At 57.0% G+C, this 24,457-nt stretch carries 17 protein-coding genes and 4 pseudogenes; 9 read left to right on the forward strand and 12 right to left on the reverse strand.

Going from position 1 to position 24,457, the window contains the following annotated elements; all coding sequences use genetic code 11:
* Window positions 1–102 precede the first annotated feature (102 nt).
* Complete coding sequence (cobF, locus tag AC4ANK_RS13785) at window positions 103–861, forward strand: precorrin-6A synthase (deacetylating) (RefSeq protein ID WP_460382737.1); 759 nt, start codon at window positions 103–105, stop codon at window positions 859–861.
* Here cobF and AC4ANK_RS13790 read toward each other — a convergent pair.
* Window positions 858–2,192, reverse strand: coding sequence for a glycosyltransferase (locus AC4ANK_RS13790; protein ID WP_002553638.1), 1,335 nt, complete (start codon window positions 2,190–2,192; stop codon window positions 858–860). The genes cobF and AC4ANK_RS13790 overlap by 4 nt on opposite strands.
* A complete protein-coding gene (locus AC4ANK_RS13795; RefSeq protein ID WP_002553639.1) occupies window positions 2,185–2,544 on the reverse strand; it encodes a response regulator in 360 nt (119 codons plus the stop codon). The genes AC4ANK_RS13790 and AC4ANK_RS13795 overlap by 8 nt, the downstream gene beginning before the upstream one ends.
* 333 nt (window positions 2,545–2,877) lie before the next feature.
* Between AC4ANK_RS13795 and AC4ANK_RS13800 the strand changes: the two genes are divergently transcribed.
* From AC4ANK_RS13800 to AC4ANK_RS13820, 5 genes and pseudogenes are all read left to right on the forward strand, one after another.
* Window positions 2,878–6,396 carry a response regulator gene (locus tag AC4ANK_RS13800; protein WP_460382734.1) on the forward strand — a complete coding sequence of 1,173 codons (3,519 nt, stop codon included), beginning with the start codon at window positions 2,878–2,880 and terminating at the stop codon, window positions 6,394–6,396.
* Between the two features lie 49 nt (window positions 6,397–6,445).
* A complete protein-coding gene (locus AC4ANK_RS13805; protein ID WP_002553641.1) occupies window positions 6,446–7,267 on the forward strand; it encodes a CheR family methyltransferase in 822 nt (273 codons plus the stop codon).
* Window positions 7,264–7,878 (forward strand): annotated as a pseudogene (locus AC4ANK_RS13810) (chemotaxis protein CheB). Before AC4ANK_RS13805 ends, AC4ANK_RS13810 begins: the two are co-directional and overlap by 4 nt.
* On the forward strand, window positions 7,872–9,056 hold the full coding sequence (locus tag AC4ANK_RS13815; protein WP_460382732.1) for a hybrid sensor histidine kinase/response regulator: 1,185 nt from the start codon (window positions 7,872–7,874) through the stop codon (window positions 9,054–9,056). The pseudogene AC4ANK_RS13810 and the gene AC4ANK_RS13815 overlap by 7 nt, the downstream one beginning before the upstream one ends.
* Before the next feature lie 144 nt (window positions 9,057–9,200).
* On the forward strand, window positions 9,201–9,578 hold the full coding sequence (locus AC4ANK_RS13820) for a response regulator (protein WP_002553644.1): 378 nt from the start codon (window positions 9,201–9,203) through the stop codon (window positions 9,576–9,578).
* Between the two features lie 69 nt (window positions 9,579–9,647).
* Here the strand turns inward: AC4ANK_RS13820 and AC4ANK_RS13825 are convergent.
* Both AC4ANK_RS13825 and AC4ANK_RS13830 read right to left on the reverse strand, forming a co-directional pair.
* Window positions 9,648–11,667, reverse strand: a pseudogene (locus tag AC4ANK_RS13825) (hybrid sensor histidine kinase/response regulator).
* The gene (locus tag AC4ANK_RS13830) at window positions 11,664–13,148 is read right to left on the reverse strand and encodes an ATPase domain-containing protein (protein WP_002553646.1); all 1,485 of its coding nucleotides are present in this window, start codon (window positions 13,146–13,148) and stop codon (window positions 11,664–11,666) included. Before AC4ANK_RS13830 ends, AC4ANK_RS13825 begins: the two are co-directional and overlap by 4 nt.
* A 228-nt stretch (window positions 13,149–13,376) precedes the next feature.
* Between AC4ANK_RS13830 and AC4ANK_RS13835 the strand changes: the two genes are divergently transcribed.
* Together AC4ANK_RS13835 and nudC are read left to right on the forward strand one after the other, a co-directional pair.
* Entirely contained in the window at window positions 13,377–14,189 is an 813-nt protein-coding gene (locus tag AC4ANK_RS13835) for a crotonase/enoyl-CoA hydratase family protein (RefSeq protein ID WP_460382729.1), read from the forward strand.
* Between the two features lie 39 nt (window positions 14,190–14,228).
* Window positions 14,229–15,064 (forward strand): annotated as a pseudogene (gene nudC / locus AC4ANK_RS13840) (NAD(+) diphosphatase).
* Here the strand turns inward: nudC and AC4ANK_RS13845 are convergent.
* The 6 genes from AC4ANK_RS13845 to AC4ANK_RS13870 form a co-directional block, all read right to left on the reverse strand.
* Window positions 15,032–15,811, reverse strand: a complete 780-nt coding sequence (locus AC4ANK_RS13845; protein WP_005732809.1) for a TSUP family transporter — start codon at window positions 15,809–15,811, stop codon at window positions 15,032–15,034. The pseudogene nudC and the gene AC4ANK_RS13845 sit on opposite strands and share 33 nt — an antisense overlap.
* Before the next feature lie 92 nt (window positions 15,812–15,903).
* The gene (locus AC4ANK_RS13850) at window positions 15,904–17,052 is read right to left on the reverse strand and encodes a Gfo/Idh/MocA family protein (RefSeq protein ID WP_031594776.1); all 1,149 of its coding nucleotides are present in this window, start codon (window positions 17,050–17,052) and stop codon (window positions 15,904–15,906) included.
* A gap of 102 nt (window positions 17,053–17,154) precedes the next feature.
* The gene (locus tag AC4ANK_RS13855) at window positions 17,155–17,922 is read right to left on the reverse strand and encodes an SDR family oxidoreductase (protein WP_460382726.1); all 768 of its coding nucleotides are present in this window, start codon (window positions 17,920–17,922) and stop codon (window positions 17,155–17,157) included.
* Between the two features lie 27 nt (window positions 17,923–17,949).
* A complete protein-coding gene (locus tag AC4ANK_RS13860) occupies window positions 17,950–19,017 on the reverse strand; it encodes a phosphotransferase family protein (RefSeq protein WP_002553651.1) in 1,068 nt (355 codons plus the stop codon).
* 213 nt (window positions 19,018–19,230) lie between these two features.
* Entirely contained in the window at window positions 19,231–19,548 is a 318-nt protein-coding gene (locus AC4ANK_RS13865; protein ID WP_002553652.1) for an SCP2 sterol-binding domain-containing protein, read from the reverse strand.
* Between the two features lie 55 nt (window positions 19,549–19,603).
* The gene (locus AC4ANK_RS13870; protein ID WP_002553653.1) at window positions 19,604–20,314 is read right to left on the reverse strand and encodes a histidine phosphatase family protein; all 711 of its coding nucleotides are present in this window, start codon (window positions 20,312–20,314) and stop codon (window positions 19,604–19,606) included.
* 205 nt (window positions 20,315–20,519) lie between these two features.
* Between AC4ANK_RS13870 and sohB the strand changes: the two are divergent.
* Window positions 20,520–21,547, forward strand: a pseudogene (gene sohB, locus AC4ANK_RS13875) (protease SohB).
* A 508-nt stretch (window positions 21,548–22,055) separates the two neighbouring features.
* On the opposite strand, the gene AC4ANK_RS13880 reads toward sohB, so the two are convergent.
* Window positions 22,056–22,550, reverse strand: a complete 495-nt coding sequence (locus tag AC4ANK_RS13880) for a DUF934 domain-containing protein (RefSeq protein ID WP_002553657.1) — start codon at window positions 22,548–22,550, stop codon at window positions 22,056–22,058.
* Window positions 22,534–24,192, reverse strand: coding sequence for a nitrite/sulfite reductase (locus tag AC4ANK_RS13885; RefSeq protein ID WP_002553658.1), 1,659 nt, complete (start codon window positions 24,190–24,192; stop codon window positions 22,534–22,536). Before AC4ANK_RS13885 ends, AC4ANK_RS13880 begins: the two co-directional genes overlap by 17 nt.
* Between the last annotated feature and the right edge of the window lie 265 nt (window positions 24,193–24,457).

Raw genomic sequence — 24,457 nt, forward strand, 5'->3', positions numbered from 1 at the left:
AACGATAATGTGCCTGATTTTCAGCTTCAATGCCCGGTCGCTGACAAAAATCACCTACGATCACGCGTCTCACATGATTTGCCACAGTGGAGTGGTTATCCGATGAAACAGATCCTGCTGATCGGCATGGGGGCCGGTGATCCCAAGCAGATTACCTTGCAGGCCATTGCCGCGCTGAACCGTGCCGACGTGATCTTCATCCTCGACAAGGGCTATGTCGACGATGAGCTGCTGCGTCTGCGCAAAGCGCTTTGCCAGCGCCATATCACTCATCAGGGCTACCGTTTGGTACAGGTTCAGGACCCACGGCGCGAAGGCGACCCTGACGTCTACGAGCGGGGTATCGAGAGTTGGCACGAGCAGCGCGCTGCATTGTTCGAACGGCTGTTGACCGATGAGCTTGGCGCAGATCAGGTTGGTGCATTTCTGGTCTGGGGCGATCCGTCACTGTATGACAGCACCATGCGCATCCTTGACCGCGTATTGGCGCGCGGCAGGGAAACATTCGAATATCAGGTGATTCCCGGCATCACCAGTGTCCAGAGCCTGGTGGCGCAACACCGGATACCGCTCAATCGTATTGGTGAGTCGATTCACATCACCACAGGGCGACGCCTGGCGGCGGCAGCGCTTGAGCAACACAGCAATGTCGTGGTGATGCTGGATGCACAGTGCACATTCGAGCGTTACGTCGGGCACGGGCTGGATATCTATTGGGGCGCTTATCTGGGCACCGCGGACGAGATACTGGTGTCTGGCAGGCTCGATGACGTGTGTGAGCAGATCAAGCTGTTGCGCGCCGAAGCGCGCGACCGCAGGGGGTGGATCATGGATACCTATCTGCTGCGCAAACCAGCTTAGACCGTATCTTCAGCCTTGTTACGGTTCTTGGCTTCGATCCACTGCGCCATGTACTTGGTGCTCTTGTGGTGATGATGGCGAAGCATGGCGCCGGTGAAGTTCGCCAGACGATGCTCGGGCAACTGGTTACGAAGGGTCTGAATGCGCTGGATCAGGCTCGCACAGTGTTGCCGATGCTGGTAACGCGCCTGCAGCAACGCCAGCCCGGCGTTCTGCGCCTCTAGCCAGCGGGTCTGGTCTTGATAGAGTCTGACCGCAGCATCAGCGATGTCTTTCGGGTTATCGGCGATGACGCCAGGCCACGGCAGCCCGCCGCTCATGGCTTCTGCGCCGATCACAGTGGTGATTGACGGAGTGCCGCAGAGCATGGCATCCATCAATTTGCCCTTGATGCCGGCACCGAAACGCAACGGCGCAAGACAAATGCGTGCTGATGACATGACCCGCAACGCATCTTCAGCCCAGTGCTTCACATGAAACCCTTGAGCGCCATTGTGCAGCGCTGTTGCCTTGGGTGGCGTGTAGGCACCGTAAATATGCAGCTGCGCTTCAGGCAATTGCTGACGGATCAGCGGCCAGATTGCGGTTTTCATCCATAGCACCGCATCCCAGTTGGGGGCGTGACGGAAATTACCGATGCTGAGGAAGTGCGCGCGTTCTGCAAAAGGCCGAACGCTGTCGGGAACGCCGTCAATCATTAGCGGACACCAGTGCAGCAGCGAGGCGGGCAGCCCAAACGAACCGGTCAGTAATGCCATTTCAACGTCGGATGTCATCAGGTTCAGGTCGCAGCGATACAACGATGCGACCTCGCGCTGCGCCAGCTCACTGGAGGCGATCTGCTTGAAAAGCCCCGGCGTTGAAGTGTCGCAAATATCGCTCGGATCACCCGCGGAATCGCTGTTCAGCGAGTCCTTCAACATCTGATGGCGTGCATGGCGCAGGCTTTGAAAATCCGACGTTTCCAGAATGCGCAGGGCGTCGGGGCATTGTTGCTCGACGCGCCAGCCGAACTGCTCTTCGATCATGAACTGATCAAAAACAACGATATCGGGCTGCAATTTGCTGACAAACAGGTCAAAACTGCTGTCATTGAGCGCGATTCGTACTTCCTCGATGCCCAGGCTGACCAGGTCGGCCCTATGTTCACCTTCAGTGGCAGGGCTGGCAAAGGTAATCTGCCAGTTCTGCTCGAGGAAGCATTGGATCAGTTGCATCATGTGCCCGCTGGCAGCCGAAGAGCGTGGCTCGGGCCATACGTAGCCGATGATCAATACACGTGTACTGGCGTGCGTGTCGGTGTGACTGAAAGCAGCTTTGATGTCAGTCAAGGATGCTTTTTACCTTGTCACGCAACTGGTCGATCGAAAAAGGCTTGCCGATCGAATGCATGCCTGGCGGCACATCGATGTTCTCGGAGTAACCGCTGGCGAACAGTACAGGCAATTGAGGCCGCAGTTCGATGACCTTTTTAGCCAACGCGGTGCCCTTCATGTCGGGCAACCCCTGATCAGTCATCAACAGGTCGATGTGCCTGGTATCGTCAACAACGAAAGTCAGGGCTGAAGTGGCGTCCTCGGCTTCCAGTACCTTGTATTCCAGCTCTTCGAGCACGTCGACAATCAGCATGCGCACAATGGCGTCGTCTTCGACCACGAGAATGGTGCGGGCTGTGTCCGGCATTGTCGACTCCTTAAACCTGAAAAATGGTGATAGCGCAGACAGCATGGAATGCCATGCTTCCTTTTCCGGCAGCTCAGAGTAACCGAGCGCCGTCCTGTCCACTGTTGATACTGTCCCTGTATCAGTAAATAAAAACCGGGTGGAAGTTCAATCGGCGCACAAATACGGTGAATTGTGAGGGTGATTGATGGCTTTACGTCATGAACGCGATATGTGCGTGAGCTTATCACCGATTTATGTGTGAAATTTCAATCCTCTATGTCAGAAATAAGAGTGTTTTTCGTGGGTTTACGGCAAACTCTACGGTTTTGATCCACTCGTCAGGGATATTTCATGAATCGGACGTCTGTTGTCGATGAGCAACGCTTTCGAAAACTGCTGGGGCGTAACGTCGGCTTGCCATTGGGTGTGGGGGTACTGAGCGCCGTTTTCTTCATTTTGCTGATCAGTTATCTGCTCACGGCCATACAGTGGGTCGAGCATACTGACCGGGTGATCAATAACACCAACCGTTCGATGAAACTGTCGATAGACATGGAAACCGGCATGCGCGGTTTTCTGCTGACCGGCGATCAACACTTTCTCGACCCCTATGAAATCGCCAAACCGTTGCTGGTTGCCGAGCTGGACGGACTCAAGAGTCTGGTCGAAGACAACCCGACGCAACAGGACCGGTTCAGGCGTCTGTCCACGATGCAGCAGGAGTGGAATGCGTTTGCTCAGGAGATGATCAATCTGCGGCGCAACAACGGCGACTATCAAACTGCTGTGCTGGCCGGACGTGGCAAGCGAATTACTGATCAGATCCGCACCGAGTACGATCAGGCTGTCGAAATGGAACAGCAACTTCGGTTGACCCGTAACGCAGAGGTCACGCGCAGTACCATTCTTTCCGTCTGCCTGTATCTGATATTCGTGGTGATTGTCAGCGCTATCCTGGCGTATATCGGACGACGTGATTTGCTGTCGCTTTCGGCCACCTACAGCGAAAACCTCAGGCAGCAGGAAATCAATGCCGAGCGTCTGCAAAAAGTCGCCTGGTTGCGCAACGGTCAGAGCGAACTGGCCGAACAGGTACTGGGTCAGTTGACACTCAATATGCTGGGTCGAAACATCCTTCAGTTTCTGACTCATTATCTGGGCGCGTCGGTGGCGGCGGTCTATATTCGCCAGGATCACGGCGGCTTGACGCGTGCTGCTTCCTACGGTTTCTCTCGCGAACAGGAGCAGCAGGATCAGACCATTCACAGCGATGAAGGCATTGTGGGGCAGGCCGCACAACAGGACCGGATCATCACGCTGGATGAACTGCCCGAAAACTACTTCAAAGTGGCTTCCGGTCTGGGTGAAGGCTCGCCGCGCAGCATAGTGGCAGTGCCTACCAGCAATGACGATCAGGTCAACGGGGTGATCGAGTTGGGCTTTCTGCGCCCGCTTACCGAGCAGGATCTAGAGTTTCTTGAGCTGATCGCGGACAACATTGGCACTTCGATTGAAGCGGCCCGTTATCGCCAGCGTCTGCAAGAGATGCTGGCCGAGACCCAGCAACTCAACGAAGAATTGCAGGTGCAGCAGGAAGAATTACGCACGGCCAACGAAGAGCTGGAAGAGCAGTCGCGTATTCTCAAGGAGTCTCAGGCACACCTGGAAACTCAGCAGGCCGAGCTGGAACAGACCAACGAGCAGCTGGCCGATCAGAGTCAGGCACTGGCCGATCAGCGTGATGCGCTGGACCGCAACAACGAGGAACTGAGCATCGCTCAGGCCGAGTTGCAGGCGCGTGCGGACGAGCTGCAGCGCGCCAGCAAGTACAAGTCCGAGTTCCTTGCCAACATGTCCCATGAGCTGCGCACGCCGCTCAACAGTTCGTTGATCCTGGCCAAGCTGCTGGCCGAAAATCCGGGCGAAAATCTGACCGCCGAACAGGTCAAGTTTGCCGAGTCGATCTATTCGGCGGGTAATGACCTGTTGAACCTGATCAACGACATTCTGGATATTTCCAAGGTTGAAGCCGGCAAGCTCGAAATGCGCCCGGAAAACAGCAGCGTATCTCGCCTTGTCGAAGGCCTGCGCAGCATGTTCCAGCCGCTTGCCGCCGAGAAAAAGCTGGCGTTCACGGTCGACATACAGGCAGGCGCGCCGACCATGCTGTTCACGGACCGCCAGCGTCTTGAACAGATTCTCAAGAACCTGCTGTCCAACGCGATCAAATTCACCGAAGCGGGCGCCGTCAGCATGGTCGTTTCGCGCCAGCCGGGTGCAGGCATCGTGTTTATCGTGCGCGACTCGGGCATCGGCATCGCCGAGGAGCATCAGCAGGGTATATTCGAGGCATTCCGTCAGGCAGATGGCACCACCAACCGGCGTTATGGCGGTACCGGGCTGGGGTTGTCGATCTCCCGCGATCTGGCGGCATTGCTGGGCGGATCCATCAGTGTGACCAGCGCGCCAGGGCAGGGCAGTATTTTCAGCCTGGTGTTGCCGGAAAGCTATGTCGAGCAAGGCCCTCAAGAGCCAGGCAATGAGTCTGCGGTCATGCTTGCGCCTCCCGCGCCTTCATTGCCGGTTCCTGCCGCGCCGGTCATCCAGCAGTCGGCCCCGGCCCCGGTGCCGGTGGAAACACCTGTAGCCGTGTTTGCCGATGATCGTGACAAGGCACCGTTTCAGCGGCGCTGCATTCTGGTCATCGAAGATGAAGTGCGCTTCGCTCAGATCCTCTTCGATCTGGCCCATGAGCTGGGCTATGACTGTCTGGTCGCGCATGCTGCGGATGAAGGGTTCAACCTGGCGTCACGCTACACGCCGGACGCGATCCTGCTGGACATGCGCCTGCCGGATCACTCGGGCCTGACCGTGCTTCAGCGTCTCAAGGAGCTGGCACCTACCCGACACATTCCGGTGCATGTAATTTCGGTCGAGGATCGCCAGGAAGCTGCGCTGCACATGGGCGCCATTGGCTACGCCGTCAAGCCGACCACCCGCGAAGAGCTCAAGGATGTATTTGCCAAGCTGGAGGCCAAACTGACCCAGAAGGTCAAACGCATCCTGCTGGTCGAAGACGATGCGCTGCAACGTGACAGCATTGCTCGCCTTATCGGCGACGATGATATTGAAATCACTGCGGTGGGTTTTGCCCAGGAGGCATTGGACCTGCTGCGCGAGAATGTCTACGACTGCATGATCATCGACTTGAAACTGCCGGACATGCTCGGCAATGAGCTGCTCAAGCGCATGTCCACTGAAGACATCTGCGCCTTTCCGCCGGTGATTGTCTATACCGGGCGCAACATGACCCGTGATGAAGAAGCCGAGCTGATGAAATATTCGCGCTCTATCATCATCAAGGGCGCACGCTCGCCTGAACGCCTGCTGGACGAGGTCACGCTGTTCCTGCACAAGGTCGAGTCGCAACTGTCCAACGAGCGACAAAAGATGCTCAAGACCGCGCGCAGCCGTGACAAGGTCTTTGAAGCGCGCAAAATCCTTGTGGTCGATGACGACGTGCGTAACATCTTCGCCCTGACCAGCGCCCTGGAGCACAAGGGGGCAGTGGTGGAAATTGCCCGCAATGGTCTTGAAGCGATTGCAAAGCTCAATGAGGTCGAAGACATCGATCTGGTCCTGATGGACGTGATGATGCCTGAAATGGACGGTTACGAAGCCACCATCGAGATCCGCAAAGACCCGCGCTGGCGCAAGCTGCCGATCATCGCCGTTACTGCCAAGGCCATGAAAGATGATCAGGAGCGTTGTCTGCAGGCAGGTTCCAACGATTACCTGGCCAAGCCCATTGACCTGGATCGACTGTTTTCACTGATTCGCGTCTGGCTGCCGAAGATGGAGCGCATTTGAATGAGGGGTCACTGGCCGTGCTTTCCGGGGCGCAAAAACGGATGGCATCATGCACCTTGATCAAAGCATAGAGATCGAGCTGCGCCTGCTGATAGAGGCTATCTACCTCCAGTACAGCTACGATTTCCGCGACTATTCCGGTGCGTCGATCAAGCGCCGCGTGATCCATGCGTTGCGTCAGTTCGATTGCGCGACCATCTCGGCCCTGCAGGAGCGTGTGCTTCATGACCCGGCAGCATTCATGCAGCTGCTGCAGATTCTCACCATCCCGGTGAGTGAGATGTTCCGTGACCCCTCGCACTTTTTGGCGATCCGCAACGAGGTCGTGCCGGTGCTACGCACTTATCCGTCGATCAAGGTGTGGATTGCCGGTTGCAGTACGGGTGAGGAGGTTTATTCAACGGCTATTCTATTGCGCGAAGAGGGGCTGCTGGAGCGGACCATCATTTATGCGACCGATATCAATCCCAGCTCTTTGGAGAAGGCCAAGCAGGGCATCTTTTCCATGGATAACCTGCGCACCTATACGGAGAACTACCGTAACTCGGGAGGGCAGCGCAATTTCGCCGATTACTACACGTCTGCCTACGATTACGCGATCTTCGACAAGACACTGTGCGAGAACGTCACTTTTGCCGATCACAGTCTGGCCACAGATAGTGTATTCTCCGAAACGCAATTTATTTCCTGTCGTAACGTACTGATTTACTTCAACAAAAAACTTCAGGATCGAGCTTTCGGGTTGTTTCATGACTCGCTGTGTCATCGCGGCTTTCTGGCGCTAGGCAGTAAGGAAACCCTGGATTTCTCTGCCTACGGCGGGGCGTTCGAGACGCTGGTGAAACCCGAGCGGATCTACCGGAAATTATGAGAACCACCTTTGACGATGACCTGTCCTGCGGCCCGTTGCCCGTGGTCGATGCTATTGTCGTAGGCGCGTCAGCGGGTGGTGTAGAGGCCCTGCTGAAAATATTCAGAAACCTGCGGCCGGGTTTCAGTCTGCCTATATTGATGGTGTTGCATTTGCCGGATGACCGGCGCAGCCAGTTGGCCCATGTATTCCAGAATCGCTTGGCGATCCCGGTCAAGGAAGCCGATGACAAGGAAGATATCGTGCCGGGGACTTTGTACGTTGCGCCAGCGGGTTACCACGTCTCGGTGGAGTCTGACTTTTCACTGTCATTGAGTCAGGAAGACAGGGTGTTTTACTCAAGGCCCAGTATCGACATTTTGTTCGGTTCGGCCGCGGATGCCTAAGGCCCGCGACTGGCTGGCGTATTGCTGACTGGTGCCAATAATGACGGCGCACAAGGTTTGCTGCAGATCAAGAAGTATGGTGGTTTCACGGTGATTCAAGACCCCTCGCAGGCCCAGGCGTCGACCATGCCCGAGGCGGGCCTGGCGTTGCACTCGCCGGATTACCTTCTTTCCCTGAACGATATTGGCCGCTTGCTGGTCGAGTTGGAACGAACCGCATGTTAAGTGAAATTCAGGCAAAACTGCTCATCGTCGATGATTTGCCGGAAAACCTGCTGGCCCTCGAGGCGCTGATCAAGCGCGGTGATCGACTCGTCTACAAGGCACTCTCGGCGGACGAAGCGTTGTCACTGCTGTTGCAGCACGAGTTCGCGCTGGCCATCCTCGACGTCCAGATGCCTGGAATGAACGGGTTCGAGCTGGCCGAGATGATGCGCAGCACCGAGAAGACCAAGAGCATACCGATCGTTTTCGTCAGCGCTGCCGGTCGCGAGCTCAATTATGCCTTCAAGGGCTATGAAAGTGGTGCCGTGGACTTCCTGCACAAGCCGCTGGATATCCATGCGGTAAAGAGCAAGGTCAATGTTTTCGTTGATCTGTATCGGCAGCGCAAGGCCATGAAACTACAGGTCGAAGAGCTGGAGCGCAGTCGCCAGGAGCAGGAAGCCTTGCTCAAGCGTCTGCAGTCGACCCAGGGCGAACTGGAACACGCGATCCGTATGCGTGATGACTTCATGTCCATCGTTTCCCACGAGGTGCGTACGCCGCTCAACGGTCTGATTCTGGAGACCCAGCTGCGCAAACTTCACCTGGCCAAAGACAACGCTTCAGCGTTCACCATGGAAAAGCTGCGGGCAATGGTCGACCGTGACGAGCGGCAGATTCAGAGCCTTATCCGCCTGATAGAAGACATGCTTGATGTCTCCAGAATTCGTACCGGCAAGCTGTCTATCAGGCCGAGCCCCTTTGACTTGAGCGAACTGGTCTGTCAGTTGCTGGAAAGCTTTGCCGCACAGATTGCCGCCGCCGCCGATTCGACGGTCACCCGGTTTGCCGAAGAGCCCGTGATCGGCGTCTGGGATGAGTTCCGTATCGAGCAAGTGGTTGCCAACCTGTTGACCAATGCGCTGCGCTACGGTGCGCGCAAACCGATTGAAGTGCATGTGTACAGCAGGGAGGGCGAAGCCTTCATTGAGGTTCGGGATCAAGGCATCGGTATTACTGCTGAAAACCAGAAGCGCATCTTTCAGCAATTCGAGCGAGTATCGAGCAATCACGCTGTTGCCGGGCTTGGCCTGGGGTTGTTCATTTCCGATCAGATCGTCATGGCTCACGGCGGTCGTATCGAGGTGGAGAGCGAAGAAGGCAAGGGTTCCGTCTTTCGTATCTGCCTGCCTTTATAGATGACAGCTGCTGTCGATACAGGTGACAGCCGTTGGCGATGTAGATGATAGCCACTGGCAATCAAGTTTAATCACACATCGGCGCAACCTCCCATGCATGCCGTGGTCGTAATGGCAGCTATTTATAAGATCAAAGGCAGTTCAATGAGCGCTGATGCAGAAAACGTCGTATTAATCGTCGAAGACGAACCCCTGATCCTGATGCTTCTGGCCGATTATCTGTCTGGTGAGGGTTATCGAGTCCTGAAAGCCGAGAATGGTGAGCAGGCTTTCGAGATTCTGGCGACCAAACCCCACCTTGACCTGATGATCACCGATTATCGATTGCCGGGTGGTGTCTCGGGTGTACAGATTGCCGAGCCTGCGGTGATGCTTCGACCGGAGTTGAAAGTGATCTTCATCAGCGGCTATCCGGCGGAAATACTCGATTCAGGCAGCCCGATTGCGCTGAAGGCACCCATTCTCGCCAAACCGTTCACCATGGAAACGCTGCATTCGCGTATTCAGGAACTGCTGGCCTGAAGACGCGCTTTAACCGTCGAGTGAGCAGGCCGTCTTACAGGCCGGAGTCATGCAAAGCCTGAGCGTTTCTCAGGCTTCTATCATTTCCCGCACTTTCGAGGTCAGGTGGTCGAACGCAAAGGGTTTGGTAATCAGTTGCATACCGTTCTCCAGAAAGCCTCCGCGGACGGCGGCATGCTCTGCGTAACCGGTGATAAACAACACTTTGAGTTCCGGTCGCAGCTGCCTGGCGATTTCTGCAAGCTGCCGGCCATTCATGCCCGGCAGCCCTACATCGCTGATCAGCAAATCAATACGCTGGCCTGATTCCAGTATCGGCACGGCGTCCAGTGCTTCGCTGGCCTCGATGAAGGTGTAACCCAATTCGCTGAGTACCTCACTGACCAGCGTCCGAACAGCCGGGTCGTCTTCGACGATCAGCACGGTTTCGCCATTTTCGGCGTAAACGGCATTGCTCTGGAAACTCTGCTCGGCTTCATCTGCAAGCCCCTTAAAGCGCGGCAGGAACAGCTGTACGGTAGTGCCTCGGCCTACTTCACTCTTGATTGAAACATGACCATGCGACTGTTTGCTGAAACCATAGATCATTGAAAGACCCAAACCGGTGCCCTGACCGATAGGCTTTGTGGTAAAGAACGGGTCAAACGCACGGCTGATCACTGTTTCCGGCATGCCGCAGCCATTGTCACTGACGCTCAGCACCACGTAATCACCGGGCAGCAGGTTCTCATGGGCATTGGTAAACGATCTGTCCAGCTGCTGATTGAAGGTTTCGACCACCAGCGTGCCGCCGTCGGGCATTGCATCGCGTGCGTTGAGCACCAGGTTGAGCAGGGCGCTCTCCAGCTGGTTAGGGTCCGCTTCTGCAGTCCATAGATCGCTGGCCATGCGCAATTGCAAATGAATGCTCTCGTTGACACTGCGCTGCAACAGTTCGTCCATGGCATTGACCAGATGGTTCATCTCCACCGGCTTTGAGTCCAGTGACTGGCGCCGCGAGAATGCCAGCAAGCGATGGGTAAGTGCTGCGGCGCGATTTGCCGAGGTCACACCCAGGTCGATCAGGCTGTTGAGGTCCTCTATACTTCCGCGCGCCAGGCGTCTTCTTATCAATTCCAGGCTGCCGATGATCCCGGTCAGCATGTTGTTGAAGTCATGGGCAATACCGCCGGTCAATTGGCCGACTGCTTCCATTTTCTGAGACTGACGAAGAATGTCTTCCTTGTGGCGCAACTGCGAGGTGCGTTCTTCGACCTGTTGTTCCAATGTTTCATTGAGACGCCGCAATTGCGACTCGGCTTGCTTGCGTTCGGTGATGTCAGAGGTCACGCCTGCCAGAGAACTGACCAGACCGTTCTTGCCGCAAATGGCGCGGGCGCGCACATCCACCCAACTGAGTGAGCCATCCGGCCAGACGTTGCGGTATTCGATGATCAGATCGACACCGGTGTCCAGGCTGCGCTGAAGCGCCGACTGCATTCTGGGCTGATCTTCGAAATACACAGCGGCGAGCCAGTCGTCGTAATTGAACGTGTCCTGTTCGTTGCGGCCATAGTGACTTTTAGTAATATCCGAACAAGTATTCCGCTTCCAGCAACCAGGAGCCCAGCCTGCCGGCCTTGAGCGCATTCTGCAGACGGCCTTCACTTTCGTGCAGGTCCTCCATGCGCGCTCGTGCTTCATACTGACGTCTGCGCCCGCGCACGGCCGTGACGACCAGGCTGACCAGAGTCGCAGGATGGAAGGGGCGTTCGAGAAAGGTCACATTGCCCAGTAGATTACCCATCCGTGCAGACGGATTGTGATCCGGACCGCCATGATGAGTCATCAGGACGATCGGCAGATCCGACCACGCTGGCTGGCGACTGATGAGGTCCAGCAGCGGTTTAATGTCACTATTGCGCAACGCCTCATCGGCGATGATTGCCAGGCCAGCGCCCGAGCTCAACTCTTTGACCAGTTCGAACAAGTCATGGGCCACCGTTGCCAGGTAGCCGGCTTCATCGAGGATCCGCATAGCGATCTGACTGTCTCGACCTCTGGGCGCCAGAATGATTGCGCGCTCCGACAACAGTCCTGGAATACTCACAGGTCGTCATCCTCAAGCAGCGGTTTCTTGTCGCCAAAGTATGACGGCACCCCGCGCAGTACGCCTTGGAAGGCTTCAAGCGGCTTACCGATCTTCAGACCGTTGGCACTGATGCGGTATTCACGAATAGTGGACTCGTGAGTGCCCGTGCGCTTCTTGATGATGGATATCGCGCGACGCACCTGACCCAAAGCTTCGAAATAACGCAACAGAATAACGCTGTCGGCAAGGTAGGTAATGTCGACCGGTGAGCGCATGTCACCGACCAGCCCGTGTTGTGCAACGGTCATGAAGGTCGATGCGCCCTGGCGATTGAGGTAGAGCAGAAGCTCGTGCATGTGCAAAACCAGTGCGCTCTCTTCCGGCATTGCCGCCTGATAACCATTGATGCTGTCGATGATCACGGTCTTTATCTGCTTGCGGTCCACTGCGCGCCTTACGCGGTGCGCAAATTCGCCAGGAGAAAGCTCAGCCGCGTCGATCTGCTCGACCACCAGATTGCCGGTTTCCTGAAGCGCCCGCAGGTCAATCCCGAGCTTGAGCATCCGTTCGAACAGCAGGCCCATTTCTTCATCGAATATGAACAGCCCCACGCGCTCGCCACGTGCCACTGCCTGTGCCGCGAAAACCAGTGAAATGAGCGATTTACCGGTCCCGGCAGGGCCCAGAATCAGCGTGCTGGAGCCGCTTTCTATGCCGCCGCCCAGCAGGTCGTCCAGTTCTGTGATGCCGCTGCTGACCTGAGTACGGGCGTAATTGGAGCGGTGTTCGGCCGCTACCAGGCGTGGGAATACATGGATGCCGTTCTCGGCGATGGTGAAGTCGTGGAAACCGCCGCGGTATTTCTGGCCGCGGTATTTGACGATCTTCAACCGTCTACGCTCGGCACCGTAGGTGGGTGTCAGCGCTTCAAGACGGATAACCCCGTGGGCCACACTGTGTACGGTTTTATCCAGCGCTTCGGTGGTCAGGTCATCGAGCAGCAATACCGTCGCGTTATAACGCGTGAAGTAATGTTTGATGGCCAGAATCTGGCGTCTGTAGCGCAATGAACTTTGCGCCAGAAGACGAATTTCCGAGAGGCTGTCGATCACCACGCGAGAGGGTTTGACCCGCTCCACCACCTCGAATATCTGCCGCGTCGCTTCGCCCAGCTCCAGATCCGAGGAGTACAGCAGGCTTTGATGATGATCCGCATCAAGCAAGCTTTCAGGCGGCGTCAGCTCGAAAATATTGATCTGCTCGTCAAGCTCCCAGCCGTGTGAGGCAGCACCCGAGCGTAGCTCGCTTTCAGTCTCGGAAAGGGTGATGTACAGCGATATTTCACCCGCTGCTGCGCCTGCCTTCAGGAACTGCAGTGCCACGGTTGTCTTGCCGGTTCCGGGTTCTCCTTCAAGGAGAAAAACATGACTGCGTGAAAGACCACCCGCAAGGATGTCATCCAGACCTTCAATCCCGGTTGCCGCTTTTGACGTATTCAAGTATCGCCCTCTAATAACCCATATAGGTATATAGGTTTTGCTATCACTGATTATTGGACCTCCCGGCATTCTGACCGTTCACACTATTTAACGGTAGCGGGTACAGCGAATATATAAACGCGGCTGGCGGTCGGTCCGGCAAATGTCACTTAAGCCCGGTTACGATGATTGCGTCGCTGTTGTTATAGTCCAGCGCCTGAATACTCAACATGCCCTGAGGATCACGTCGTGACCGATTATCAAAGTTTCCGGGTCGAGCTGGCTGACAGCATTGCTCACGTACAGATCAACCGGCCTGAAAAGCTCAACGCAATGAACGAGGCGTTCTGGACTGAAATAATCGGCATATTCGACTGGATTGAGCGCAATGACGAAGTGCGGGCAGTAATACTCAGCGGAGCGGGTAAACATTTTTCGTCGGGTATCGATCTGGCATTGCTGGCTTCTGTTGCCAACCAGATGGGCAAGGATCCAGGCCGTAATGCCCGGCTGTTGAGGCGCAAGATCCGTGACATGCAGGCTTCGTTCACTGCAGTGGCAAATTGCCGAAAGCCGGTTCTGGCTGCTATTCAGGGCTATTGCCTGGGTGGTGCCATAGACCTGATTTCGGCCTGTGACATGCGTTACGCCGCCGCCGACGCCCAGTTTGCCATTCGCGAGATCGACATGGGCATGGCAGCGGATGTAGGGACTCTGCAACGTCTGCCGCGAATCATCGGCGATGGCGTGCTGCGTGAGCTGGCTTATACCGGACGTACCGTGGGAGCTGAAGAGGCGCAGAGGATCGGGCTGGTCAATCGCACCTTCGATGACCTGGAAGGTCTGTTGCAGGGCGTCTTCGCGGTGGCCCGGGAGATAGCCGGCAAATCACCCATTGCCATCGAAGGCACCAAGCAAATGATCAGCTACATGCGCGATCACCGAGTGCAGGACGGCCTGGAACACGTTGCCATCTGGAACGCAGCCATGCTGCAATCACCTGACCTGAAGCTGGCGATGGTTGCGCAGATGAACAAGCACAAGCCGGTCTTCGATAATTGATTCATGATAGAGCTCGAATCTGAGCAAAGGAGTTTTTCCATGGCGCACCCGGAGCGTTGGACAACTGCAGTTCTGGATGTCGAGGCCGATGGTGGTTTGGCTGTGGTCCAGAGTGATCAGGGGTTTTTGCTGGATACCAATGGGGCAATGTTCCCCAGAGGCTGGCTGGCGGGGCTGGATTTGCCAGTGCAGAGCGAGCACGCATCGGCTATTTTGAGGGTGAGCCTGTCTACCTGCTGGTGCTTGAGCGCTCGGTTGCGGTTGAGGGCTGTTCGTGGCAAGGCTTGCGTCAGTTCATGCTGGAAGGCGATTTTGCGGTCTTCCAGATGCTCGGCTACGCCGCGCAAGTCAGTACGTGGGCCAGAGAACATCGCTTTTGCGGAGCCTGCGGTCGTGCGACGGTGCAGATCCGTGGAGAGCGGGCGATGTTCTGCGAGCACGACAACCTGCGTCTGTACCCGCGTATCTCCCCGAGCATGATCGTGCTGGTCACGCGGGGCGATGAAATACTGCTGGCCCGCTCACCACGGTTTGTCACCGGCATGTACAGCGCGCTGGCAGGGTTTGTAGAGCCGGGCGAGTCTGCCGAAGACTGCGTGCACCGCGAAGTGATGGAAGAAGTGCAGGTGCGCATCAAGAACCTGAAATACATGGGCAGCCAGTGCTGGCCGTTTCCGCACTCGATGATGCTTGGCTTCCATGCCGAATATGATAGCGGTGACATAGTGCCCCAGGCGGAAGAAATCGAGGACGCACGCTGGTTTCATGTTGATGACTTGCCGCCGTTACCGGCCAACCGTTCTATCGCCCGCTATCTTATCGAGGCGTATCTGGCCGAGCGCTCAGGCGCCCCCGAACCAGTGCTGCCAGGCTAGGCGCACGGTCAGGCCCAATACCACGGTGATGAACACTGGGCGGATGAATTTGGCACCGCCCTTGATTGCAGTGCCTGCGCCGAAGTAGGCACCCAGCATTACCGCAAGGCCCATGCTCAGGCCGATGATATAGTCCACCTGGCCGGAAAATATGAATACCGAAAGCGCCACGGCATTGCTGACGAAATTCATGCTGCGCGCCACGCCGCTGGCCTTGACCAGATCCACCGGGTAGAGCAGCAGCGTGCTGACCGTCCAGAAGGCGCCGGTACCGGGCCCGGCAACACCGTCATAGAAGCCCAGCCCCAGCCCTTGTGGCAGTTGCCATTTCTTTTTGATCGGAGCATTGCTATCCAGTGGTGCCTTGGGCGTGCCGCCAAACAGCAAGTACAGCCCGCAACCGAACACAATGACCGGCAACATCTGGTTCAGCCATTCGGCTGGCAGGTAATGAGCAATGACCGCGCCGGCTGCGGCACCCACCGCAGTGCCGACCACTGCGTGTATCCACTGTCTGGGATGAAACAGTTTGCGGCGATAGAACGTAAAACTGGCGGTTGCCGAACCGAACGTCGAACTGAGCTTGTTGGTGCCCAGCACCAGATGCGGTGGCAGACCGGCTGTCATCAGGGCGGGTGTAGTAAGCAGTCCGCCACCACCGGCGATGGCGTCTATAAAACCCGCGATGAACGCAACGACAGCAAGAATGGCGAGGGTGGTCAGGTCGACGCTGAGTTCAAAAGGCATGGTGGCAAGCGTGCTTATAGGGGAGGCGGGAGGGGGCAGAATGGCTGCCTGAATGTGGCGCATTCTACCCCCTTGCCAAGCGTTGCAGGAAGTCAGATATCGCTGAGCGCGACCCAGCGTTGCTCGGCGGCGGCGAGGCGAATGGCAGTCGCCAGACGCTCGATCTGCCAGGCTTCTTCGAAGTCCGGACCACGGCTGCCCTTGCCGCATACCGCAAGAATGAGTGCCTGTACCTCAAGTGCCTTGAGTTCGTTGTAACCCAGCTGATGGCCCGGTGCCGGGCAGAATGCCGCGTAACCGGGTTGCGCAGGGCCTGCCAGAAGACGCTGAAAACCATCGCGCCCAGCTGCGCCAGTGCGATAGATGCGCAGTTCGTTAAGGCGCTCCTGATCGAATGCCAATGTGCCCTTGGTGCCGCTGATTTCGAAACTCAGGTGGTTTTTGTAGCCGTGTTTCAGCCAACTGCTACTGAACGTTCCGCGCGCACCATTGGCAAAACGCAGCAGTGCGTGGGTCTGGTCATCCACTGCGATGCTGCGCATTTCCTGGCTTCCGTTCCTCGCAGGGCGTTGGCGGTGTACGGTGCTGGAGTCTGCGCAGACCGCTTCGACATCGCCCAGCAAATGGCGAGCCATCGCCAGCAAGTGACTGCCCAGATCGGCCAGCGCGCCGCCCGCATGCGCCGCTTCGCAACGCCACGACCAAGGGGACGACGGGTTGCCCATGAAGTCCTCGCTGAACTCACCCTGAAAACTGACGATATCGCCCAGTTCGCCCGCGTCGATCATTTCCCTGGCAAGGCCGATCATAGGGTTGTGCTGGTAGTTGTAGCCAACCTGAGTAACAACCCCGGCGGCCTTGGCGCTACGGCGCATGTCGTCGGCCTGGGCGAGGCTCACCGCCAGCGGTTTTTCGCAATACACTGCCTTGCCTGCGGCGATGGCGGCCATGGCCATGGGGAAATGCAGATGATTGGGCGTTGTGATCGCCACGATCTGCACCTGCGGATCACTGATCAGGTGCTGCCAGTCAGCGTGGCTGTGATCGAAGCCCCAGGAGCTAGCGCACTGCTCGGCCCTGACGCTGTCCGCATCCGCCAGGGCGGTCAGCCGAATGCGTGCCGGCAGATCAAGGGCGGCATTGGCATTGCCGAAGGCCAGGGCGTGGGCACGGCCCATGAAACCGGTGCCGATCAGCCCGATGCCCAGTTGCGCCTGCGACGTAGAAGGGTTTTCCCGCATGACATTCTCCAGAGAGGATTGTTGTTGTGCGGAAAATATATTCCATAAATATAAAATATGGAAAATTAATTCATTTTTCAGCGTGGCAGTCAGTTCCAGACATCAGGATAAAAATCCGCCGTCGACATTAAGCGCAACGCCGGTGGTGTAGCTGGATGCTGCGCTCGCCAGATACAAGACCGCGCCAGCCATTTCGCTGGGCGCTGCGACGCGTTTCAGCGGAATCTGCGCCAGGGCCATATTGAGAATCGCATCGTTCTTGACCAGCGCCGATGCAAATCGGGTATCTGTGAGGCCGGGCAGCAAAGCGTTGCAGCGAATTCCGAACTCGGCGCATTCCTTGGCGAACACCTTGGTCATGTTGACCACCGCCGCTTTGGTCATTGAATAGACACCTTGATAGGCACCCGGCGACACCGCATTGATGGATGCAACATTGATAATGCTGCCACCGCCGCCTTCGCGCATCAGCTTGCCGGCTTCCACCGACATGAAGAAATAGCCGCGAATGTTAACGTCGATAGTCTTTTGAAACGCGCTGAGGTCGGTGTCCAGCACATTGCAGAACTGCGGGTTGGTGGCTGCGTTGTTGACCAGTATATCCAGGCGCCCGAATTGCTCGCGAATCTTGGCGAAAACGCTGGTTATCTGCTCCATCTCGCCAATATGGCAGGCAATGGCTGTGGCCTTGCCGCCCTCGCTGATGATGGCGTCGGCAACCGCCTGACACCCGTCGAGCTTGCGGCTCGACACAACAACGTGCGCGCCCTGTTGAGCGAGCAGCCTGGCAGTGGCTTCACCGATTCCCCGGCTCGCACCTGAAACAAAAGCAACCTTGCCATCAAGGTCGAAAAGCTGGGTTCTGGACATGTCGTTTCCTTGTCTTGGCGTTGGCGGTCAAAGGCTGGATTTGGTGATTACATTCAGGCTCATCTGCTCCAGCAGCCTGTTCATGTCAATGAACCGGGCAAAGCGCTTGTCCTGAGTCTGTCCATGGAAAAAACGGTAGTAAATCTGTTGCACGATACCGGCCAGACGAAACAGGCCGTAGGTGTAGTAGAAGTCGAAATTGTCGATACGGATGCCCGAACGTTCGGCGTAATAGTCGACGAACGCCTGGCGCGTCAGCATGCCGGGGGCATTGCTCGGCTGGCGACGCGTCAACTGAACCGGCAGCGGGTCGTCAGCCTGGACCCAGTAGGCGAGGGTATTGCCCAGGTCCATCAGCGGATCACCGAGCGTGGTCAGTTCCCAGTCCAGCACGCCGATGATGTTCATCGGGTTATCCGGATCGAGGATCACATTGTCGAAGCGGTAGTCGTTATGCACGATGCTGGAGGTGGGCGAGTCGGCGGGCATTTTGTCTGCCAGCCACGCCTGGACCTGCTCCCATGCCGGAGCGTCCGGGGTTCGCGCTTTTTCATAACGCTCCGACCAGCCCGAAATCTGCCGCTGCACGTAACCCTGGGGTTTGCCCAGATCACCCAGGCCGCACGCCTGGTAATCAACGCGGTGCAAGTCCACCAGTTTGTTGATGAAGCTCTTGCACAGGTCTTCAGTCTGTCGTGCATCCAGCGCCAATTCGGGCGGCAGGTCAGAGCGCAGGATGATCCCCTTGACGCGCTGCATCACGTAAAACTCCGAGCCGATCACCGACTCATCCGTACAGTGCAGGTACGCTTGCGGGCAATAGGGGAAGGCATTCTTGAGCTGATTGAGAATGCGGTATTCACGACCCATGTCATGTGCCGATCGCGCCTTGTGTCCGAACGGCGGGCGCCGCAGCACTAACTCGCGCTCGGGGTACTGAATCAGATAAGTCAGGTTCGATGCGCCACCGGGGAACTGACTGATCGCCGGGGTGCCATGCAGATCCGCCAGATGCGCCTTCAGGTACGGATCTATCAGGGAGGCGTCCAGTTCTTCGCCGCTGCGAATCCCGGTGGACTGGTCAGTCAGTGCCATACGTATACCTTGTGTTTATTATGGTCAGCTCAAACTATTGACTAATCTAATGACCGTCTGAACCACGAGCAAGCTCGCGGCAGCGTTATAGACTAGCGTGTTGCCGGGCAATCAGCGGCTCTGATTGCTGCTTTGTACAGAACGGCACAGACAAAAAAACCGAAGCCGGCGGGGCTTCGGTTTTTTTGGTGCAGCTTGCAAAGTGTCAGGTGTTTAAACCGGGAACAGTTCGCTGAGCTTCATGGCCAGCATCATGTCGCCTTCGGCGCGCAGCTTGCCGCCCATGAATGCCTGCATGCCATCGGTCTCGCCGCTGACAATGCCCTTGAGGGTTTCGCTGTCCATGACCAGGGTCACGTTGGCGTCCGGGTTCTCGCCTTCCTGCAATTCGCAGGTGCTGTCCTTGACGATCAGGGCGTAGTGTTTGTCTTCGTCGGTGATATGGAAACCGAAGACCAGGTCCAGACCGGCAGCAGCAGCCGGGTTGAACTTGTTCTTCATGGTTTGTACGGCGTCTGCTACTGAGGTCATGTCTTGATCCTTTTGTGGTGAGTACTTGCGTCCGCAAGGACGCGATTGGCCGGGCTCAGCGATAGGTAATGAGCGCCGGCGTCTTCAGCAGTTGCAAGTGTGTGTAACCGTTGAAGGAAGCCAGGGTAACGTCGTTGCCTTTGAATTTGAGCTGATGCAGAGAAGTGTTGACGATATGCCAGTGCAGCTCCAGTGCCTTTGCTGCAGGCATTCCGGTAACGAGGTGGAGCAGGGCAGTAATGGTGCCGCCGGAGGTGAACACGGCAATACGCTCATGCGGACCTGCGTCCTGAAGAATTCTGTCCAGGCCTGCCTTGACGCGGTCTAAGAAACCTTGCCAGCTTTGCAGCCCCGGCGTGTCGTGCTCGCCACTCAGCCAGCGTTTGGTAATCAGGTTGAACAACCGATGAAACCCTGCGGGGTTGCCAGCCACGTCGCGCAGAATATCCAGTGCTTGCGGTTCATCGACAAGCATCGCCGGTATCAACGCCCTGATCACGCCTTCAGCGTCGAATTCATCGAAGGCGCTGTCGAGCTGTACGGGAGGCGTTTCAATACCTGCTTCTGTGTACTGGCCCAGCACATGCTGTGCCGTGTCTTTCTGGCGCAGGAGCTCACCCGATACACACCGGTCAAAGGTCACGCCCGACTGCGCGAGGTGAGCACCCAGCACTTGTGACTGACGAATGCCCATGGGCGACAGGACGTCGTAATTGTCTGCACCAAATGAGGCCTGGCCATGTCGTATCAGATAGATGCTGCCCACGTCCGTGTTGTCTCGGTACGTTGAAGGTGGGTCGAGGTTATGAGGGATGCCGGGCGACTGTCAATGAAAAAACATACGCTCGTTTGAAATCATCGTTTTAATGGTTTGTAACGGCTCGATAGCTGGTGCGTCGCACGGGGCGTCGGTATGCTGCATTTATTGCGGCCCTTGATTGGTAAGGGCCTGACGCAAATGAGGGATATTCGTGGATTTCGTTGTCGATTACGCAAGTTTTCTGGCCAAAACCGTGACGCTGGTGATCGCCATCGTGGTGGTGCTGGTTGCCATTGCGTCCATGCGTGGCAAGGGGCGTCGCAAAACGGCCGGGCAACTGCAGGTCACCCGGCTCAATGATTTCTATAAAGGCCTGCGTGAGCGGCTCGAGCAATCCTTGCTCGACAAAGAGCGCCTCAAGACGCTGCGCAAGGAGCAGGGCAAGGCCCTGAAAAAAGAAAAAAAGCAGGTCGAGCCAAAATCCCGTGTCTATGTGCTGGATTTCGACGGTGACATCAAGGCCTCGGCTACTGAAAGCATGCGTCATGAAATTACCGCTCTGCTGACGCTGGCCACCGACAAGGACGAAGTGGTCCTGCGTCTGGAAAGCGGTGGCGGCATGGTGCACAGCTATGGTCTGGCGTCCTCGCAACTGGCACGCATTCGGCAGGCCGGTATTCCACTGACCGTATGCATCGACAAGGTTGCGGCCAGTGGCGGGTACATGATGGCCTGCATCGGCAACAAGATCATCAGCGCACCCTTCGCCATCCTCGGGTCCATCGGCGTCGTGGCGCAGTTGCCGAACGTCAATCGCTTGCTGAAGAAGCACGGCACGACATCGATTTTGAAGTGCTGACCGCAGGCGAATACAAACGCACCCTGACGGTGTTTGGCGAAAACACCGAGAAGGGTCGCGAGAAATTCCAGCAGGACCTGGACATCACCCACGACCTGTTCAAGAACTTCGTTGCCAGCTACCGCCCGCAGTTGTCTATCGACGAAGTGGCGACGGGTGAGATATGGCTGGGCATGGCAGCGGTCGACAAACTGCTGGTCGACGAACTCAAGACCAGCGACGAGTACCTGGCCGAGCGCGCCAAGGATGCAGACGTGTTCCACCTGCACTACGTGCAACGCAAGAGCCTGCAAGAGCGCATGGGTATGGCTGCAGCCACCTCGGCGGATCAGTTGGCTGCTAAGTGGTGGGGACGTTTGACTCAGCAGCGGTTCTGGTAGGCATTGTTTAGGGGGGTAACGACTTGTGCCAATGCTCCGGTGCGAGCGATAACCTCAACTATCGTGCGGCGCTCTGCGTCGCACATCAAGATCGGACGCAGAGCGTCCAGAGCCGCGTTCCCACGCTGGAGCGTGCGGAACGATAATCTCCAACTATCGTGCGACGCTCCGCGTCGTCACGCTGTCTCGTGACGCTCTGCGTCACAATTGGGCTGCCGCGTAACGTCATGCCTTGCCCGTAATCACGGCACATAAACCAAAGCGCTTTTTATCACGATGGCACTGTCGACGCAGAGTGCGACGTTAGTGACAGGGCGCCTGATCTCGCAGGACGACCGTGTGACGCAGAGCGTCACGAAAGGCATTACCACGCGGAGCGTGGGAACGAGAATCTGAGCCGAACGCCAATCACCTGACACCACAGAACCACGAACTGCATGCCTACGCGGAGCGCAGGCACGATAGTCATCTCAAGTGAGCACAGAGACGATAATGCAGGTCGCCTGAATCAGCGGCGCCGGAACAGCGGTAGCGGCTCGTCGGTTGCAGCCTGATAGGTCACCGAAAAGTCCTTGAGGCCTTCCAGCGCCTCGTACGGGTCCTTGTCGGCACGCACTGCAAAGGCGTCGAAGCCACAGCGGCGCATGTAGAACAACTGATCGCGCAACACGTCGCCGATGGCACGTAATTCGCCCTTGTAGCCAAAGCGATCACGCAACAGGCGCGCGTTCGAGAAGCTACGACCGTCAGTGAAAGCCGGAAAGTTCAGGGCGATGACCTGAAACTGGTCCACATCTGCGCCAATCTCTTCGGCTTCTTCATCACTGTCCAGCCATACGCCCAAACCGCCATCGCGTGCCTTCAATGCATGCGCGTGTTCGCGCCACAGTGCCAGCGGCACGATCAGGTCGTCGCAGTTCGACAGGCTGTCAAAGGTGGTTTCCTTCGGCAACAAGTGCCAGGTTTCATCAATGACTTCGTTGTTCTTAATGATTCGCTGCATAGACGCGCTCCTTGAAAGGGTCAATGCCAATACGTTGGTAGGTGTCGATAAAGCGCTCGTCTTCTGTACGTTTTTCAACGTAGACGTCGATCAGCTTCTCGATCACGTCCGGCATCGCCTCCTGGGCAAAGGAAGGGCCGAGGATCTTGCCGAGGCTCGCATCACGGCTGGCACTGCCGCCGAGTGAGACCTGATAGAACTCTTCACCTTTCTTGTCCACGCCCAGCACTCCGATATGGCCGACGTGGTGGTGGCCGCAAGCATTCATGCAGCCGGAAATATTCAGGTCCAGCTCGCCGATATCGAACAGGTAGTCCAGATCGTCGAAGCGGCGCTGGATGGATTCTGCAATCGGAATCGACTTGGCGTTGGCCAACGAGCAGAAATCACCGCCAGGGCAGCAGATGATGTCGGTCAGAAGACCAATGTTCGGTGTGGCAAAACCATTGTCGCGCAGCTCGTTCCACAGGGTGAACAGCTCGGCCTGCTCGACGTCGGCCAGGATGATGTTCTGCTCGTGGGAAGTGCGCAGTTGACCAAAGCTGTAGCGATCGGCCAGATCGGCGATGGCGTCAAGCTGCTTGTCGGTCACGTCGCCCGGCGCAACGCCGGTGGGCTTGAGCGACAGGGTCACAGCAATGTAGCCAGGCTTTTTGTGGGCCAGCACATTGCGTTGACGCCAGCGAGCGAAACCTGGGTGTTGAGCGTCCAGTGCTGCCAGTTCGGCGTGCTGGTCGCTGAGAGCCTTGTATTGCGGGTCGACGAAGTGCCGGGAAACGCGCTGCACTTCGGCTTCGGTCAGGGTGGTCTGGCCACCACGCAAGTGCGCCATTTCGGCGTCGACCTTGGCGGCGAACACCTCGGGCGTCAGTGCCTTGACCAGAATCTTGATCCGCGCCTTGTACTTGTTATCGCGACGGCCATAACGGTTGTAGACCCGCAGGATGGCGTCGAGGTAACTCAGCAGGTCCTGCCACGGCAGGAACTCGTTGATGAAGGCACCTACAACCGGCGTACGGCCAAGGCCGCCACCCACCAGGACGCGGAAACCCAGCTCGCCGGCTTCGTTGCGCAACGGTTCAAGACCGATGTCATGTACTTCGATGGCGGCGCGATCACTGGTCGAACCGTTGATTGCGATCTTGAACTTGCGCGGCAGGTAGGCGAACTCCGGGTGGAACGTGGTCCACTGGCGGACGATTTCGCACCATGGGCGTGGGTCCACCAGCTCGTCTGCAGCAACACCGGCAAACTGGTCGGTGGTCACGTTGCGCAGGCAGTTGCCGCTGGTCTGGATCGCGTGCATCTGCACGGTCGCCAGTTCAGCGAGAATATCCGGTACATCTTCAAGCGCAGGCCAGTTGAACTGTACGTTCTGGCGAGTACTGATGTGCGCGTAGCCCTTGTCGTAGTCACGGGCAATTTTGGCCATCATGCGCGCCTGACGCGAGGTCAGCTGGCCGTATGGAACCGCCACACGCAACATCGGCGCAAAGCGCTGCACATAAAGGCCGTTTTGCAGGCGCAACGGTCGAAATTCTTCTTCGCTCAGTTCCCCGGCCAGATAGCGTCGGGTCTGATCCCGGAACTGCTTGACGCGGTCCTCGATGATCTTCTGATCGTAATCGTCGTATACGTACATATAGGTCCTGTTCTCAGGCTTCGTCATGAAGCAGGGCAGTTGCGTCAGTCCGGGCACACGCCCGTCACTCGCGGTAGCCTGCTTCATCTGGTCAATTCTGCGCGCACGGCCGCGCACTCCGTCGGGAGCGAAGGCGACGATAGCAGTTTGCAGATATCGATAAAAGTGATGTTTATATATATGCAAATCACTAAAAGCGATAAGCAAAAAAGGTTTGATCATATCCCTGCTTGCCGTGTGGGCAAGACTCGACTTAACTGTGCAT

Source organism: Pseudomonas sp. Pmew2 (genome assembly GCF_058129885.1).

Coding starts and splice junctions, on each gene's coding strand:
- AC4ANK_RS13865 (WP_002553652.1), bottom strand. CDS start 19,548: ATGACCTCAGTAGCAGACGCCGTACAAACCATGAAGAACAAGTTCAAC.
- AC4ANK_RS13885 (WP_002553658.1), bottom strand. CDS start 24,192: ATGTACGTATACGACGATTACGATCAGAAGATCATCGAGGACCGCGTC.
- AC4ANK_RS13850 (WP_031594776.1), bottom strand. CDS start 17,052: ATGCGGGAAAACCCTTCTACGTCGCAGGCGCAACTGGGCATCGGGCTG.
- AC4ANK_RS13820 (WP_002553644.1), top strand. CDS start 9,201: ATGAGCGCTGATGCAGAAAACGTCGTATTAATCGTCGAAGACGAACCC.
- AC4ANK_RS13815 (WP_460382732.1), top strand. CDS start 7,872: ATGTTAAGTGAAATTCAGGCAAAACTGCTCATCGTCGATGATTTGCCG.
- AC4ANK_RS13805 (WP_002553641.1), top strand. CDS start 6,446: ATGCACCTTGATCAAAGCATAGAGATCGAGCTGCGCCTGCTGATAGAG.
- AC4ANK_RS13845 (WP_005732809.1), bottom strand. CDS start 15,811: ATGCCTTTTGAACTCAGCGTCGACCTGACCACCCTCGCCATTCTTGCT.
- AC4ANK_RS13860 (WP_002553651.1), bottom strand. CDS start 19,017: ATGGCACTGACTGACCAGTCCACCGGGATTCGCAGCGGCGAAGAACTG.
- AC4ANK_RS13855 (WP_460382726.1), bottom strand. CDS start 17,922: ATGTCCAGAACCCAGCTTTTCGACCTTGATGGCAAGGTTGCTTTTGTT.
- cobF (WP_460382737.1), top strand. CDS start 103: ATGAAACAGATCCTGCTGATCGGCATGGGGGCCGGTGATCCCAAGCAG.
- AC4ANK_RS13795 (WP_002553639.1), bottom strand. CDS start 2,544: ATGCCGGACACAGCCCGCACCATTCTCGTGGTCGAAGACGACGCCATT.
- AC4ANK_RS13800 (WP_460382734.1), top strand. CDS start 2,878: ATGAATCGGACGTCTGTTGTCGATGAGCAACGCTTTCGAAAACTGCTG.
- AC4ANK_RS13880 (WP_002553657.1), bottom strand. CDS start 22,550: ATGCAGCGAATCATTAAGAACAACGAAGTCATTGATGAAACCTGGCAC.